The following is a 16411-nucleotide window of genomic DNA, read 5'->3' on the forward strand; positions in this document are numbered from 1 at the left end:
GCGGGGCTTTTAGTGACAGCGATGCTGCTAGGCTCCTGCTCAAGCGCAAAAGATTCGGACAGCCCCGCGGCGAGTCAAACCCGTCCGGTTATTACCATTATGGCACCGCTGCATTTTCCGCAAGGCCCCGACTCTGCGTTAGTTGAACAGATAGAGGAGATGACCGGTACGAATCTGATCATTGACTGGGTTCCCGACGAGATTTACACGGATAAGATGAATGCCGCTTTAACGATGAATTCGCTCAAGAAAGCTACATTCGTGAAATATACCGATTACATCTTCCTGAAAAGCGCGATCCGCTCCGGCATGTTCTGGGAGATAGGGCCGTATCTAAGCGAATATCCGAATCTGAAACGGCTGAACGACAGCATTCTGAACCAAACCGCGGTAGACGGTAAAATCTATGGCCTGTATACGGAGCGTCCTTCCTCCAGGCAAGGCGTCATTATCCGGGCGGATTGGCTTGAGAAGCTGAAGCTGGATCCGCCCAACACAATCGATCAGCTGTACAACGTCATGAAGCAGTTTACATACGGAGATCCGGACGGGGACGGCAAGCAGGATACGATTGGTTTGACCGACCGCAATGATTTGGTGTTTGGAGCGTTCAAGACGTTAAGCTCGTACTTTGGAACCCCGAACAACTGGGCCGCCGAGAACCATAGCATTATTCCGGAGTTCGAAACGCCGCAGTATAAAGACACGATGGATTTCATGCGGAAGCTGTACAACGAGAAGCTGATCAACCAGGAGTTTGTGGTCACGAGCAAGGATATTCAGCGCGATCTGCTGATCAGCGGCAAAGCCGGCGTCTATATCGGCAGCATGACGGATGTTCAGCGTTTGTCCAATGAAGCGAAGCAGATTAATCCCGATGCAAGGTTTACGGTTGTGAACCGGATTGAAGGGCCGGACGGTTACAAGGTATGGTCGATTCCGAATTTCAACGGGTTGTTCCTATTCTCGAAGAGCGCGATCAAGACGGAGGATGAGCTGAAGCAGGTGCTTGCCTTTTTCGACCGCTCGATGGAGGCGGACGCGGCTAATCTGATGAAATACGGGCTGGAGGGCAAGCATTATGCGTTGGAAGGCAAAGATGTGCTGCTGCCCGTAAAAAGCGAACAGCTCCGGATTTCCGAAGTAAGCCCTCTCTACTCGTTAATGATTGCCGATCTGAGCAATCCGAATTTGATGAAGGTTGCGCAGGAGGATCCGCTGCTGGCGCTGGCGGAGAAGCTAACCGTCGATAACGAAAAGTTTATCGTTAAGGATCCGACGGTGAATCTGGAGTCGGTTACGTTTGACGAGCATAGCGAGGAGCTGAACAAGATTATTGCGGATGCTACCTATCACTATATTCTGGGGCAGATTGATGGGGATGGCTTTAACCGGGAAATAGAGAGATGGAAGCGAAGCGGCGGGGAGCAGATTATCGAGGAATTCACGAAATCCTATTTTGATTAATAGAGAGGGAAGCCTGGTTCGTACTAACGAATCGGGCTTTTTTTCTGCCGTTTTTCGATGCTCAATCTCAGGTCGGATAATCATTAGGACAGATGGTTGAATGCGGGAGGCTAATCGGAAGGAATGATTGTTTCGGAACTCTGCCGGCGCAGGTTAAGGTTGATTTGCAGCATCATTCCCATTAAAGGTGGAGGTCAATAAGCATGAACAAAAAGGGGTTTGCTATTCTGCTAGGAACGGTTATGAGCCTTAGCATGATGATGACAGCCTGCAGCAGCAATAACGGCAGCGCGGCAAATAACGGAGGAAACGAAGCTTCGCCAGCCGCAAGCGAGGAAGCTTCGGCGGAAGCGACCAAGCAGCCGGCAGCGGAGGAGCCGACGGAAATTACGATTATGCTTCCTCTTAACGTTGCCCAAACACCGCCGGATACGATCAAGAACGAAATTGAGAAGCTGACGAATACAAAGCTGACCTATCAGTTTTTTCCGGCCGATACGTATGAAGATAAGCTGAACACTACGCTCGCTACCGGGGGGCTTCCGCAAGTTACTTATTTGAAGAACCAGGCGACGTTCGTTCAAATGAAAGGCGCGATCCGCGACGGTCAATTCTGGGAGATTGGTCCTTACCTTAACGAGTTCCCGAATTTGAGCAAGCTGAAGCCGTTGATTCTGAACAACACGAAGGTCGATGGCAAGCTTTACTCGCTGTACATTGGCCGTCCGCTTGCCCGTCAAGGTCTTATTTACCGCAAGGATTGGGCAAACAATCTTGGCTTGAAGACGCCGGAGACGGTGGATGAAGTCATCGCGATGGCTAAAGCCTTCACCGAGAAGGACCCGGACGGGGATAAAAAAGCGAACACGATTGGGCTTGCCGACCGGAACGACTTGATTTACGGAGCATTCAAGACGCTTGCATCCTGGTTCGCAACGCCGAATAACTGGGGCGATAAGGACGGCCAGCTCCAGCCTGATTTCACGTTCCCGCAGTATACGGCCGCTATGGACGCCATGAAGCAGATTCGCGATGCGGGTGCCATGAACAAGGATTTCGCCGCAACCAGCAAGACCGATCAGATCAGCTTGTTTACAAGCGGCAAAGCCGGCATGTATATCGGCGCGATGTCGGATGTCGACTCGTTGAACAAGGATCTGGTCAAGAACGTTCCGAATGCCGTCGTCGATACGCTGGCTCTTATTAAGGGACCAAACGGCGAGCAGGCAACCTGGGCTATTCCGGGGTACAACAACGTCGTTTTGTTCCCTAAATCCGCGATCAAAGACGAAGCCGCGCTGAAGAAGGTTTTGGCCTTCTTCGATAAGCAGATGACGCCGGAAGTAGCCAATATGATGTTCTGGGGAATCGAAGGCACGCATTACACCGTTGAAGACGGCAAGGCAAAAGTAACGGAGGCGTCGGATCTGATCGAGCGCGAAGTAAAAGGCTACAAGGACAGCCTGATTGGAGAAGCGGAGACGAACGGCATGTATGAGGGCTACTATTCCCTGCCTGCGCGCATTCACGCGGAAGAGTTCGCGAAGGAGAATGAGAAAATCGCGATTATGGATCCTGCGGCGGCGCTGGATTCCGAGACTTATACGGAAAAAGGCGTCGAGCTGCAGACGATTATTACCGATGCGACGTACAAGTACATCTACGGGGAAATCGATAAAGCCGGCTTCGATAAAGCGGTTGAGGACTGGAAGAAGCGCGGCGGAGACAAGATTATCGAAGAATTTAACGCGGCCTATAAAAAATAAGCGAGTAAAAAGCTAGCCGAGGAGGCTGCTGATTCGTTAGCAGCCTCTTCGATCCACACCTAAAGAGAGGAAGAGGCAGGATGGAGGAAGTGATCGTTCAACCGGCGCAGGTGTTGGCGCCAACGACCGGAAGAGAGAGAACGAGGCGTTTTCGCCGCAATGTATGGCTGTATGTCATGGTGCTGCCGGGACTTCTTTATTTCTTGATTTTCAAGTACGCCCCGATGTTTGGCCTGATTATAGCTTTCCAGGATTTTAAGCCGTTTAAAGGAATCAAAGGCAGCGAGTGGGTAGGCCTCGAGCATTTCCGCCGCTTGTTTACGGAGCCGGATTTCTTGAACATATTGACGAATACATTGATTTTGTTCGGGTTCAATATTCTGTTTTATTTCCCCATACCGATCATATTGGCGCTAATGCTGAACGAGCTTCGATTAAATGCCTTCAAAAGGCTTTTCCAAACCCTGATTTATTTGCCGCATTTTATGTCCTGGGTCATTATCGTCTCGATCAGCTACGTCATGCTGACGATGGACGGCGGTATCGTGAATGCCGTACTGGAATCGCTAGGCTTCGAGAAAATAAACTTTCTGCTGAGTCCCGAGTGGTTCCGCCCGACTTATATTATCCAGGTCATCTGGCGGGAAGCCGGATGGGGAACCATTATCTACCTGGCCGCTATGGCGGCGATTGACCCGCAGCTGTACGAAGCGGCACGCATGGACGGTGCCGGCCGGCTTCATCAAATTTGGCATATAACGCTTCCAGCCATTCGCAGCGTCATTATCGTATTGCTTATTTTAAAAATCGGTGATGTGCTTGAGCTTGGGTTTGAGCATGTGTATCTGCTGCTTAATTCCATGAACCGCGACGTGGCGGAAATTATCGATACCTATGTCTATACGGCAGGTCTGAAGCAAGGGAAATTCAGCTATAGCACGGCGATTGGACTGTTCAAGTCTGTCGTTGGCTTAATCATGGTCGTTGCGGCGAACAAGCTTTCCAAGAAATTCGGATCCGAAGGTATTTATTAAGAGATGACCGGGAGGAATCAGCATGATCCAGGATCGAACCATGGGAAGCCGGCTGTTTGGCATCGTTAACTTCACGCTGCTCGCGATTTTCTCGCTTGCGACCGTGCTTCCGTTTATTCATGTCGTAGCCGGCTCCTTAACGACAAGCGCCGAAATGGCAGTCAAAAAATTTATTATTTTCCCGACGGATATAAGCTTTGAAGCGTACCGGTTCGTCTTCTCGACGAATACGATCTTCCGCTCGATCGCGGTATCCATCGGCGTAACCTTAATCGGAACCGCGTTTAGCATGCTGGTAACCTCGATGATGGCGTACGGCTTGTCCCGAAAAGATCTGGACGGGCGCAAAACGATCATGTTTATGGTCGTTTTTACGATGCTGTTTCACGGCGGACTTATTCCTACCTTCCTTGTTGTAAAGGAGCTGCATCTGATTGATACGTATGCCGCGCTTATCCTGCCGCTTACGATCAGCGCCTTTAACATGATCATCCTTCGCAACTTCTTTCAGAATATCCCGGAAGGGCTCGAGGAGTCGGCCAAGATGGACGGCTGCAGCGATTTCGGTATTTTGTTCCGGATTGTGCTGCCGCTGTCGATGCCGGCGATCGCAACGATTTCGCTTTTTTACGCGGTGACTTATTGGAACACCTATCTGAACGCCATCTTGTATTTGAACGACAGCACCATGTGGCCAATTCAGGTTCTGCTGCGCCAAATCGTTGTACTCGCCAGCGGGTTCGACTACAGCTCCAGCCTTGACGGCGCCGTTCCTCCGCCCGACCAGGCGGTGAAGATGGCCGTTATCGTTGTCGCCACGCTGCCGATTCTGCTCGTCTATCCGTTCCTGCAGAAGCACTTCGCCAAAGGCGCGCTGCTTGGTTCGATAAAGGGGTAACGGTTGGCTAACTGTAGAAAAACTGCGCATTCGGGTGGGTTAACAGAAAAACTACACATTCGAATGTTCTTCCGATCGCCATTGCCCGGGGATTCCTTCAACAATTTCAAATGGATTCGAATCCCCTCACAAAAGCGACCACTACGTTTCTACAGAATCATTTTAATGTTCCGTTTTTTAAGTTAACCAAAGATTTGGGGGAGTCAGAGATAGCCGTGCAATTTATTTGCACGGCTATTTTCTATGCAGGGCTGGATGATTATGGTAAAGTCAGCGTAGTGAAGCGAATTCCATTGCAAATGGAGGTGATCCTTTGAAAAAGATCGTTTGCTTGTTCATCATGCTTATCGTTCTCATGACCGGCTGCAGTCAATCTTCATCCTTGATTAAGGAAGCTGATTCGCATAAGCTGGATCAGAGGGTGAAGTCTTTTGCAGACCGGAATAAAAGCAAGAATGGGATCTACCTGTACTCGGTGCCGGGAGAAGAAGAGTATTTGATCGTAAACTACTCTTTCGCCGGGCAGGGCGAGAAGGCGAAGTTCCTTGCAGGTATTCGCGCAGAGCTGCAGGGGGATATTTTAACGATTGATTTGGATGTTCAGGACACTTCCAATTTGCAGGATAAACGCATAAAGCCTTTGTCTATCTATAAGCTAAACAAGCATGAAAAGGCCGGAAGCATTCAGGTGAAGGTTAACGGACAAGAAACGCCGATTGATGTGGTCGGCAGCTGAGTCAGGTTAGGAGGCTAGAGGCATGGAAGGCGGCAACGAGGCAATCAGCGGCGAAGAGAAAGGCTCGAGCATTTGCGAGGTGCTTCAAATATTGGGGGCGAAATGGGCGTTTCTCGTACTGGAGGAGCTGATGAACGGACCGTTAAGATTTAATCAGCTTCAACGGAACATCTCCATTGTGAAGACCCAATCGTTAACGAACACGGTACGCCATCTGGAGAACAACGGCCTTGTCATGCGCAAGGTATTTCCGACAGTGCCGGTAACCGTCGAGTATTCCTTGACCGAGAAGGGCAGAGATTTTCAGGCTGCGCTTAGGGAGATGGAGAAATGGGTGCAAAAATGGGGCGATTCTCCTAATCCCCGGCTTAGCCGTTCGTAAGGGGAAATGCTTGTAACCAACCGTAAGAGCTATGCTCTTACGGTTTTTTGTCTTTTAAGTCACTTACCAAACGGTTAGTTACTCCAAAAGGATGGATTAGAACAAAACAAATTGCGTTCTTACTAAAAGTAAGCAGCCTCGCTATAATCCGAATTAACAAATCGTTTGGTAAAGGAAGTGTCGGTATGAATCGTCTGGTGATTTACGTTTTAATGTTCGCGGTATTTTTCACAGCCACCTCGGAGCTGGTCATTGCCGGAATCCTGAATGTGTTGGCCGATCAAATGAATATATCGGTAAGCCTGGCAGGCCAGTTGATTACGGCGTATTCTTTGGCTTTTGCGATTGGTACCCCGGTTGTCATTGCGTTATCCGCCCGAATACCGAGAAAACGATTGCTGCTTCTCGCCATAGCCGTATTTATTGCCGGTAATGTTCTGACGATTGCAAGCACAGGCTTTATGGTTTTAATCGCGGCGCGAATGCTGCTTGGGGTTAGCTCCGGCGTCTTTATCGTGGCAGCGTTTGGCGCAGCGGCCAAGATGGTGCCGGTTGAAAAAATCGGCAGTGCGATCGGAACGATTATTCTCGGATTCAGCAGCGCAATGATTCTGGGCGTTCCGCTGGGCGTCGCTTTGACGAATACGTACGGCTGGCAGACGATCTTTTTGTTCCTTGGCCTAGGAGGCGTGGTGATTCTTGTTGGTCTTGCTCTATTGCTGCCGCAGATTGAAGGAGACGCTCCGGTGCCCTTCAAGCAGCAAATGGGGGTACTCGCTAATCCGGTAATCTTCTACGCCTTGCTGCTGGTATTGTTCAGGGAAGCGGGCAACTCCGTGATGTTTACGTATATTGCTTCCTTCCTTGGCGACATTCTTCATAGAAGCACGGGCGACATCGGCCTTACGATGCTGCTGTTCGGGCTGGCGGGTACGGTTGGCTCAAGGCTTGGAGGCTCTGCCGTAGACAAATGGGGAAGCGCCAAATTAATATTGATCGGCGTCACGATTCACGTAATCGCGCTATTACTGCTGCCGCTGGCGATTCATTCGTTCCCGGTTGCCATCACCTTGTTATCGCTATGGATTATGTCGATGTTCACCTTAGGTCCTGCAACGCAGACTTACTTCATTGAGCGTGCACCTCAAGCGTCGAATCTGATCATCAGCCTGAATATATCCGTTACTCAGGTCGGCATCGCCGCCGGAGCCAGCGTTGGCGGACTGGTCGTCAATTGGCAAGGCACCGTCCTCTACAATCCGTTAACCGCCGGTCTGGTTCTTATCCTTGCCTTAGCTTCAGCAGCTGTCTCCATCCGCAAAAGCCGGCAGCGGCAACTCCCAACTCTTTAAAAACAGGTCGTGCAGGTTAAAACCGCACGGCCTCGTTTTTCTCCCCCCCAAAAAAAAGGTAGGATGCAACGGAGTATTTGAATGATTCTGGAGAAGTGAAACGTTCGCTTTTGAGAGGGGATTCCAATCCAATTGGAATTGTTCCAAGGAATCCCCGAGTAATGGCGATCGGAAGAACATTCGAATGCGCAGTATGCATATATACCGTCCCCACGTTCAAATAAGCAGCTTGCATATACACCGTCCCCACATTCAAATGCGCGGTTTGCACTCTAACCGTCCATCATCAAATTCAACAGTTTAAGCTCATTCCGTGCAAAGCTTTATACTCCGACGGCGTGCATTTCTTATACGTCTTGAACACCCGGTTAAACGTCGGCAGACTGCCGAACCCCGATCTCATCGCCACTTCCATGATCGATAAATTCGGATCGGTCAGCAGCTTCTCGGCATGCATGATGCGATGCTGGATCAGGTAGTCGTAGTAAGACAACCCCATATATTGCTTGAACATGCGCGTGAAATGATACTTGCTGAAGCCGGACAGCTCCGCGAGCTCCTCGACCCGAATATCCTCCGTACAGCGTTCGTTCATATAGTTGCAAACCTGCAAAAACTTATCGATATATTTGTGCTGCTTATGGCTCTTGGTACGCGGGAAACGGCGTTCCTCACGCATAAAGTTACGGCCAAGCGCGACAAAGAAGGAGATAAGCTTGGCGTAAGTGGATGCTTCCTTCAGCATCGTGTGGCTGAAATATTCGTTTACCAGCTCAAGCAGCATCGGCCGTAACAAGCCGTGCAGCTCTTTATTTTGCTCTGCCGTAATCAAGAGGCAAGGGCGCAGCAAATGAAAGGTGGAGTCAAAGCCGTTCAGTGCGTACAGCAGCGAGCAGTCGAACTGAAGAATAAGTCTTGTCCCGGAATCCGGAGCAAAAATCTCGTGAAGCTCGCCCGGAGGCAGGACCAGAATATCGTTCGGATAGAGGACATGCTTGGTCTCATTCACGATAACGGTGTAAATGTTTTCGAAAGGCATGATGACTTCCACGGCGGTATGCCAGTGAATCGGATAGTCTTCGACTTCTTTGTTCAAATAAATGCGCAATCCGGGATGTTCACCGTAGGATACCGTTTCTTTGGCTCCGTTTAGAATGGGAATCATGTATCACTCTTCCTCTCTTGTTGGTAACTATTCAGATAATGGCATTCTCTTCTTCCGAAATCAATAAGTCTCTCAAAAAAGGCAATATTTGAGAAGCCGAAAGCTATATTTACGAAGAGCGGCTTATCAAATAAAGCTATAATGAACCCAATGAAAGCGAATACATTTGTTGTTGAATGACTTCTAATTTGCATTATTTCATCATGGGGGCTGCTTGACTATGCGACAAAAGTAGTTAAATATAGCTATTTTTAATCGGTAGGTAGACGAAATGGACTAGAGGAGAGTGGACATAAATGGAAGGCTCAAGCAAGGTTTTGGATGTGACGCCGCTTTGGAAGCATGTCAGGAAAGAGTGGAAGCTGTATTCCTTTCTCGTGATTCCCGTCATCTATTTTCTTATTTTCAAGTACGCTCCCATGATCGGGAATGTAATCGCTTTCCGAAAATATCGGGGCGGGCCAAACTTCCTTGGTGCGGAATGGGTAGGGCTGCAGTATTTCCGGATGTTCATGAAGGATCCCACCTTCTGGCGGGCGTTCTGGAACAATATTTTTCTCAGCGTTGCGTATCTGATTGTCCGATTCCCGTTAACCTTGATCTTTGCGCTCCTGATCAACGAGATCAGAAGGCTGAAGCTGAAAAAATTCGTTCAGACCGTTTCCTACCTCCCGCATTTTATCTCCATGGTTATTCTGGCGGGTATGGTGAAAGAGATGTTATCCGTATCGGGTCCGATTAACGCGCTCCTTGGTCATTTCGGCGTCGAGCCGATTCAATTCATCTCGCTGCCGCAATGGTTCTCAACCATTTACGTGTCCTCCGGCATCTGGCAGGGACTTGGATGGGGCACCATCTTGTACCTTGCAGCCATGACAGGGATTAACACGGAGCTTTACGAAGCAGCTCGGATTGACGGCGCCAGCCGGTTCCGACTTGCATGGCATGTCACGATTCCGGGTATTTTGCCTACGATTATGACGCTTCTCGTTCTTGATATCGGCGGCATTATGGGCTCGAACTTTGAGAAAATTTTGCTTCTGTACAACCCGCTTACTTATGAAACGGCGGATGTTATCTCGACCTACGTGTACCGGATGGGTATTACGAACGCCAACTTCAGCTATGCAACGGCTGTCGGCTTGTTCGAAGGGGTTATCGGTCTGATTCTGGTAACGACAGCGAACGCTATTTCGAAAAAAACGACGAAATCAAGTCTGTGGTAGGAAGGAAGTGCCGATCGTGAAAGCAACTCCAGGTTCTCGCATTTTTAACGGCGTAAACGCATTGATCATGACCGTAGTTGTCCTCTTTACTTTATATCCGTTCGTTTATTTGGTTGCGCAGTCCTTCAGCTCAGAGGCTGCCGTCTACGCGGGAAAGGTAACGTTTTATCCCGTAGATTTCACTACGCTTACTTATAATGTCATTCTCAGCAAGCCGGATTTCTTCCGCTATTACGGAAATACGATTTTGTACGCGGTAGTGGGAACTCTCATTGCCGTGTCGGCGACGGCTGTAATGGCTTATCCGCTTTCAAAGGAAAAGCTTCGCCTTAACAAGTTTTTTATCCCGTTTGTACTATTCACGATGTATTTCGGCGGCGGTCTGATCCCGAACTATATTCTCGTAGCCAAAACGCTGGATATGCGCAACACCATTTGGGCTCTTGTTATTCCCGGTGCGATCAGCGCCTTTAACGTGATCTTGATGAAGACGTTTTTCTCCAGTCTCCCTAACGAGCTGGAGGAATCGGCCAAGGTTGACGGACTTGACGTCTATGGCATCTTCCTTCGAATTACGCTGCCATTATCCAAGCCGATTCTGGCAACCATGCTCATGTTTGTTGTGGTAGGGATCTGGAACAGCTGGTTTGATGCTTCATTATACCTGCAGTCGAAGGAGAAATGGCCTGTTGCCCTCTATTTGCGGCAGGTTATTGAAACGGCGATCAGCCCGGCTGAGCTTGGAGCAAGCGCGGAGCAGACGACGCAGATTGCGGCTACCGTTAAATCGGCTGCGATGGTATTAACGTCGCTACCTATGATTTGCATCTATCCGTTCGTACAGAAGTATTTCGTGCAGGGCATGATGATTGGCGCCGTTAAAGGGTAAATCGCGATATAACCGGAACGGCCATGAGGCCAAGTTCTGTTATATAAATGCAATTATTAAAAGGGAGGCACGGCATGAAAAGATTCAGTAGAGCAATGGGATTGATTTTATCGGTTATCATGTTGATGTTCGTTATGGCGGCTTGCAGCGGGAATAACAATGAAAAACCAAGCAACAGCTCGGCTTCGCCAGCGGATACCGCGGCTGGTTCGGATAATGCTGCGGCATCGGACAAACCGGCCGAAGATTACGCTTACGGTGAGGACGTTACGTTCCACTCGAATGAGCCGGTAAAGTACTCCATGATGTTTAGCGACAATGAAGGTTATCCTTACAAAGCGGACTGGAGAATCTGGAGCGCCATTCAAGAGAAAACAAACGTATCGTTTGACCTGTCGGTTGTCGCGAGAACCGAATACGAGAACCAAAAATCGCTTCTCGTAAACAGCGGCGACGCTCCGTATATCATCCCTAAAACTTATGACGAATCCGCATTCGTTGCAGGCGGGCAAATCGTTCCGATCAGCGACTATGTGCAATACATGCCTAACTATCAAAAAGCGGTAAAAGCTTGGGGCATGGAAGACGACCTGAAAGCGAAGATGCAAGCCAACGGTAAATACTACGTTCTTCCGGGCATGTGGGAAGCGCCGGGCGGCGGCTACTCGTTCGTTATCCGCAAGGATGTTTTCGAGAAAGCCGGCGTAGACCTGTCCAAAGAAACGAGCTGGACATACGAAGATTTCTACGCGGCGATGAAGAAGGTTAAAGAATTCACAGGCGCTAAATACGTATTCTCCGATCAATCCAAAGGCGAATCCACTTTGAATATCGCAGCTGTGGAATACGGCGTAACGGCTGGCTGGGGTAAAGCAAACGGCATGCGCTTCAACCAGGACACGAAGCAATTCGAATTCGCCGACAATACGCAAGACTTCAAAGACTATGTTTCTTACTTCAATAAGCTGATTACGGAAGGCATCATGGATCCGGAATCGTTCACGCAAGAAGACGATGCGGCAAAAGCGAAGTTCTACAAAGGCGATACTTACGTGATCAACGCCAACTATCAAGTGTTCACGGATATCCAAACAAAGATGGAAGATCCAAATGCCCAGCTGATGATCATCACGCCTCCAGGCGGTCCTAAAGGCCAGCTGCAAGTTGAAAACTCCCGTCTTGAGAACGGCATTATGATCAGTGAAAATGCTTTGAAAGAGCTGGGCGAAGAGAATTTCATTAAAATGCTTCGTTTCGTTGACTGGCTCTGGTACTCCGATGAAGGTCAAACACTAAGCCTGTGGGGTGTAGAGGGCGAGACCTACACGAAGGACGCAAGCGGTAAAATTACGCTTAATCCGGATATTACCTACAACGGCATGAACCCTACGGCAACGAAAAAACTGAACGCAGACTACGGTTTCGGCGGCGGCGTATTCGCATACGGCGGTACGACGAAGCTTAGACAGTCGAAAATGACGGACGGCGAAATCGACTTCAACAACCGCATTCTGAACAACCGTACGGCTCGTCCAGTAGCGCCGCCGATTATGGCTACGGCGGACGAAAGCGAACAGCTGAACCTGATCTCGAAGCCGCTTATGGATTATGTAAGCACGATGACGCTCAAATTCATTACGGGCCAAGAGAAGATCGACAACTTCGACAGCTATGTCAAACAAACGCAAGCGAACGGCAGTGACCGTTACACGCAAATGGCTAACGACATCTTCGGTAAAACAAAGAGTATTCTTGGTTATTAATCCATAACGACAATAAGGGCTAGATGAACCTGACCGGTTCGTCTAGCCCTTATTCGATAAGCCGCCTCATTAACCGAAACGGCCTGTAATATAGTCATTTGTCCGTTGATGCGTAGGATTGGTGAAGATCGTCTCCGTTTTATCGTATTCAACCACATGTCCGTTTAGGAAGAAGGCGGTTTTGTCGGAAACGCGCGCAGCCTGGTGCATGTTATGGGTAACGATAACGATGCTGTAATCCTGCTTCAGCTCGGAGATCAGCTCTTCGATCTTGGAGGTCGAAATCGGATCAAGCGCGGAAGCCGGTTCGTCCATCAAGATGACATCGGGCCTAACGGCAATCGTGCGCGCGATGCAGAGACGCTGCTGTTGACCGCCGGATAAAGCCAAAGCCGATTTATGAAGACGGTCCTTGGTTTCTTCCCAGATTGCGGCTTTCCGCAGGGATTGTTCGACAAGCTCATCCAGCTGCCTCTTGTTCTTAATGCCGTGATAACGCGGGCCAAAAGCGATATTCTCGTAAATCGATTTGTGGAACGGGTTGGGACGCTGCCATACCATCCCGATTTTTTTGCGAAGTGCCACGACATCCGTTTCCGTGCCGCTGATCTTCTGCTCTTTCAGCCAGATGTCGCCGGTAACCCGGCAGGAGGGGATCAAGTCGTTCATTCGGTTCAAGCTTCGGAGAAAGGTGGATTTGCCGCAGCCGGAAGGACCAATCAAGGCGGTCACTTCTTTTTCGGCGAAATCAAGCGAGACGTCATGAACGGCATGTTTTTCTCCGTAGTGAACATTTAATTGTTTGGCGGCCAATGCGATTTCTGTCATGCTCTCTACTCCTTTCCTATTTCGAAGCCGTGAATTTATTGTGCATGTAACGTCCCAGCGCCCTAGCGCCCAGGTTGAAGAGCAGTACCGTAATAACGAGCACGGCCGAAGCGCCTGCCGCGATTTGCGTAGCATCCGGAGCAAGACCCTCCGAGTTAACCTTCCAGATGTGAACGGCAAGAGTCTCGGCCGGACGCATCGGGTTAAGAGGCGAAGCGTTATGGAGCGGATTCCAGTCGGAAAAGTCAAGGCGCGGGCTGCTCATGCCGGCGGTGAACAGAAGCGCTGCCGCTTCCCCGAAGATCCGGCCGGCAGCCAGAATCGAACCGGAAAGCACGATGGGCAGGGCGATCGGCAGTTGAACCGAACGGATGGTTTTCCATTTGGAAATACCAAGCGCAAGACTTGCTTCCTTCTGCTGAAGCGGTACGCTGCGGAGACCTTGCTCGGTAATCCGCACCATCAGCGGCAGGTTGAAGATCGTCAGCGCGATGGCGCCGGACAGCAGGGAGAAGCCCAGATTGAATTTATTAACGATAACAAGAAGGCCGAACAAACCAACGATAATCGAAGGGAAGGAAGACAAAACTTCGACGACCAGACGGATTGCGGAGGTGATCCTGCCGCCTTTAGCGTACTCGCTCATATAGATGCCGGCACCGATGCCAAGCGGCACGGTAATGATCATCGTAAGAACAAGCAGGAACAGCGAGTTGAACAGCTGAGGTCCGATACCGCCGCCTTTACGGATCGTTTCCGGCGGGGAAGTCAGGAAGTGCCAGCTGATATGGCCAAGGCCGCGGAATAAAATGTAGCCCAAAAGTCCGATCAGGGCGAGAGCGATTAAGCCCGTGACGAAAATAATAATGCCGGTTGCGATTTTATCTACTGTTTTGGCACTCATAGCTTCTTCCTTCCTTCCAGCCAGCGAATGATAAAGACGAATACAAAGGTCATAAGCATCAAGATTAATGCAAGCGACCACAGGGCGTTATTTTGAACGGAGCCCATCGCCGTATTGCCCATGCTAAGCGTAATGGCGCTGGTCAGCGTTGAAGTCGATTCGAACAGGGAGTGCGGGATATGAGGCGCGTTGCCGATTACCATCTGAACGGCAAGGGCTTCGCCAAATGCTCTCGCAATGCCAAGCACGATACCTGTCATCTGCGCGGGAAGCGTAGTAGGCAGGACAATGCGATATATCGTTTGCCAACGGGTTGCGCCAAGCGCGTAGGAGCCTTCCTTCAGGCCCGCGGGCAGGGAAGCCAGCGCATCCGTTGCTATAGTCGTAATCGTAGGTAAAATCATAAAGGCGAGTACAAGCGCGCCTGCTGCGATCCCGACGCCTTGGCCAGGGAACAGGTTGCGGAATAATGGAACAATGACGCTTAAACCAACAAATCCGTATACAACGGAAGGAATGCCTGCAAGCAGTTCGATAACCGGCTGCATAAACGTACGGCCTAGCTTCGGAGAGAGCTCAATCATAAATACCGCTGCGCAGAACCCCAGCGGAGCGGCAATGATTGCAGCAAGAATCGACGTGCTGAACGATCCGAAAATAAACGGCAATGCGCCAAATAACGGCGGCTCGCCATCCGGTTTCCATTTGAGTCCTGTTAACAAATCTTTTACGTTTACGCCGTTTACGATAAAGGTGCTAAGTCCTTTTGAAGCGACGAAGTAAACCATCGAAAAAATGGTGATGATAAGAAACAAGATGCAGATGAATGTATATACTTTGCCAACCCATTCCTCCGCAAGATGCGGCGTGGCTACTTCCCGATCATTAGACTTCTTCATCGTGACCACCCTTTACATAGTTAACATATAGGCATGCAGTCAAGAGACGAGCTGGCCCGCCTCTTGACTTTGCCTTTTATATACTTAGAGATTGATTATTTCGTTACGGCACCTTGAGCATCGCGTTTAACTTCCATTTTGCTAACCGGGATGTAGCCCATTTCCACTACGTCGCCTTGTTCGCCTTGAACATCTTCGGAAACCATGTAGTCGAGGAAAGCTTTAGTCGCTGCATCAGGCTCGCCTTTTGTATACATGTGCTCGTAAGCCCATACCGGATAAGTGCCGTTAGCTACGTTATCTACAGTTGCTTCAACGCCTTCGTATTTAACAGCTGCGACCGAATCGTCCAGGTAGGACAGAGCCAGGTAACCGATAGCGCCCGGAGTTTCGCTTACAAGCTTCTTAACCGTACCGGAAGCATCCTCTTGGATCGAACCTTGAAGGTCTTCCGTTTTAGTGCCAAGCGCGAACTTCTCGAAAGTAGCGCGAGTACCGGAGCTGGAAGGACGGTTAACGATTTGGATTTTCTCGTCTTTGCCGCCAACGTCTTTCCAGTTCGTTACTTTACCCGTGAAGATGTCAACCAGCTGTTGTTTTGTCAGGGTGTCAACGCCAACGTCTTTGTTCGTTACGGCAGCCATAGCGACTACGGCTACTTGATGGTCAACCAGCTCGGCTGCTTTGTCGGCATCGAGCTTCTCTTCAGCGAATACGTCGGAGTTGCCGATTTGGGCTTGGCCTTCCGATACTTGCGTCAGACCAGTACCGCTGCCGCCGCCTTGAACTTGAATCGATACGCCGGAGTTTTTCTCCATGAACTCTTTGGATACTTGGTCAACCAGCGGTTGAAGAGCAGTAGAGCCTGCTGCCAGAATCGAACCGGACAGATCAGCGGAAGCCGTGTTATTTGTTGTTGCATTGTTTGTAGCGGCAGCGTTACCATTGCTTGCACCGTTGTTCGTATTGTTATTGCCGCAAGCTGCGAGCGATAACGACAATGTCAGTGCCATCGTGACGATCAGAGATTTTTTCATTTTAGTAGGTTCCCCTTCCAAACTTTTGTTTTTTGTTTTGCTTACATGAGTTATTGTAGTTGGGC

Annotated in this window: 15 protein-coding genes; 10 read left to right on the top strand and 5 right to left on the bottom strand. The window is 49.7% G+C overall.

The features are described from left to right. The first annotated feature begins 21 nt into the window (after nucleotides 1-21). The 7 genes from FHT67_RS02665 to FHT67_RS02695 all read left to right on the top strand — a co-directional run bounded on the left by FHT67_RS02665 (nucleotide 22) and on the right by FHT67_RS02695 (nucleotide 7635). Nucleotides 22-1467: an extracellular solute-binding protein gene (locus FHT67_RS02665; RefSeq protein ID WP_243866951.1), complete on the top strand. Its 1446-nt coding sequence runs from the start codon at nucleotides 22-24 to the stop codon at nucleotides 1465-1467. A gap of 203 nt (nucleotides 1468-1670) precedes the next feature. Further along, nucleotides 1671-3233: an extracellular solute-binding protein gene (locus tag FHT67_RS02670; RefSeq protein WP_167195439.1), complete on the top strand. Its 1563-nt coding sequence runs from the start codon at nucleotides 1671-1673 to the stop codon at nucleotides 3231-3233. An 80-nt stretch (nucleotides 3234-3313) separates the two neighbouring features. Next, on the top strand, nucleotides 3314-4267 hold the full coding sequence (locus FHT67_RS02675) for an ABC transporter permease (protein ID WP_167195443.1): 954 nt from the start codon (nucleotides 3314-3316) through the stop codon (nucleotides 4265-4267). 22 nt (nucleotides 4268-4289) lie between these two features. Further along, nucleotides 4290-5165, top strand: a complete 876-nt coding sequence (locus tag FHT67_RS02680; protein WP_132303668.1) for a carbohydrate ABC transporter permease — start codon at nucleotides 4290-4292, stop codon at nucleotides 5163-5165. Between the two features lie 313 nt (nucleotides 5166-5478). Further along, entirely contained in the window at nucleotides 5479-5901 is a 423-nt protein-coding gene (locus tag FHT67_RS02685; protein ID WP_167195446.1) for a hypothetical protein, read from the top strand. A gap of 22 nt (nucleotides 5902-5923) precedes the next feature. Beyond that, on the top strand, nucleotides 5924-6283 hold the full coding sequence (locus FHT67_RS02690) for a winged helix-turn-helix transcriptional regulator (RefSeq protein WP_132303672.1): 360 nt from the start codon (nucleotides 5924-5926) through the stop codon (nucleotides 6281-6283). Between the two features lie 185 nt (nucleotides 6284-6468). Beyond that, nucleotides 6469-7635 (top strand): MFS transporter, encoded by a 1167-nt coding sequence (locus FHT67_RS02695; RefSeq protein ID WP_167195449.1) that lies wholly within the window; start codon nucleotides 6469-6471, stop codon nucleotides 7633-7635. A gap of 292 nt (nucleotides 7636-7927) precedes the next feature. Here the strand turns inward: FHT67_RS02695 and FHT67_RS02700 are convergent, their stop codons facing one another. Continuing rightward, a complete protein-coding gene (locus FHT67_RS02700) occupies nucleotides 7928-8800 on the bottom strand; it encodes a helix-turn-helix transcriptional regulator (RefSeq protein ID WP_132303677.1) in 873 nt (290 codons plus the stop codon). Nucleotides 8801-9096: 296 nt separating this feature from the next. Here FHT67_RS02700 and FHT67_RS02705 point away from each other — a divergent pair, with 296 nt between their 5' ends. The 3 genes from FHT67_RS02705 (at nucleotide 9097) to FHT67_RS02715 (ending at nucleotide 12678) form a co-directional block, all read left to right on the top strand. Further along, nucleotides 9097-10026 (top strand): ABC transporter permease, encoded by a 930-nt coding sequence (locus tag FHT67_RS02705; protein ID WP_132303680.1) that lies wholly within the window; start codon nucleotides 9097-9099, stop codon nucleotides 10024-10026. 67 nt (nucleotides 10027-10093) lie between these two features. Next, on the top strand, nucleotides 10094-10915 hold the full coding sequence (locus FHT67_RS02710; RefSeq protein WP_167196817.1) for a carbohydrate ABC transporter permease: 822 nt from the start codon (nucleotides 10094-10096) through the stop codon (nucleotides 10913-10915). Nucleotides 10916-10989: 74 nt separating this feature from the next. After that, nucleotides 10990-12678 carry an ABC transporter substrate-binding protein gene (locus FHT67_RS02715; protein ID WP_132303682.1) on the top strand — a complete coding sequence of 563 codons (1689 nt, stop codon included), beginning with the start codon at nucleotides 10990-10992 and terminating at the stop codon, nucleotides 12676-12678. Nucleotides 12679-12747: 69 nt separating this feature from the next. Here FHT67_RS02715 and pstB read toward each other — a convergent pair whose 3' ends face one another. The 4 genes from pstB to FHT67_RS02735 form a co-directional block, all read right to left on the bottom strand. Further along, nucleotides 12748-13506, bottom strand: coding sequence for a phosphate ABC transporter ATP-binding protein PstB (gene pstB / locus FHT67_RS02720; RefSeq protein ID WP_207918089.1), 759 nt, complete (start codon nucleotides 13504-13506; stop codon nucleotides 12748-12750). A gap of 16 nt (nucleotides 13507-13522) precedes the next feature. Continuing rightward, on the bottom strand, nucleotides 13523-14410 hold the full coding sequence (pstA, locus tag FHT67_RS02725) for a phosphate ABC transporter permease PstA (RefSeq protein WP_132303687.1): 888 nt from the start codon (nucleotides 14408-14410) through the stop codon (nucleotides 13523-13525). Next, complete coding sequence (gene pstC, locus FHT67_RS02730) at nucleotides 14407-15309, bottom strand: phosphate ABC transporter permease subunit PstC (protein WP_132303689.1); 903 nt, start codon at nucleotides 15307-15309, stop codon at nucleotides 14407-14409. The genes pstA and pstC overlap by 4 nt, the downstream gene beginning before the upstream one ends. Before the next feature lie 95 nt (nucleotides 15310-15404). Beyond that, nucleotides 15405-16346 carry a phosphate ABC transporter substrate-binding protein gene (locus tag FHT67_RS02735; RefSeq protein ID WP_132303692.1) on the bottom strand — a complete coding sequence of 314 codons (942 nt, stop codon included), beginning with the start codon at nucleotides 16344-16346 and terminating at the stop codon, nucleotides 15405-15407. Nucleotides 16347-16411: the final 65 nt, after the last annotated feature.

The sequence above is a fragment of the Paenibacillus sp. BK720 genome (genome assembly GCF_011761545.1).
GTDB lineage: Bacteria > Bacillota > Bacilli > Paenibacillales > Paenibacillaceae > Pristimantibacillus.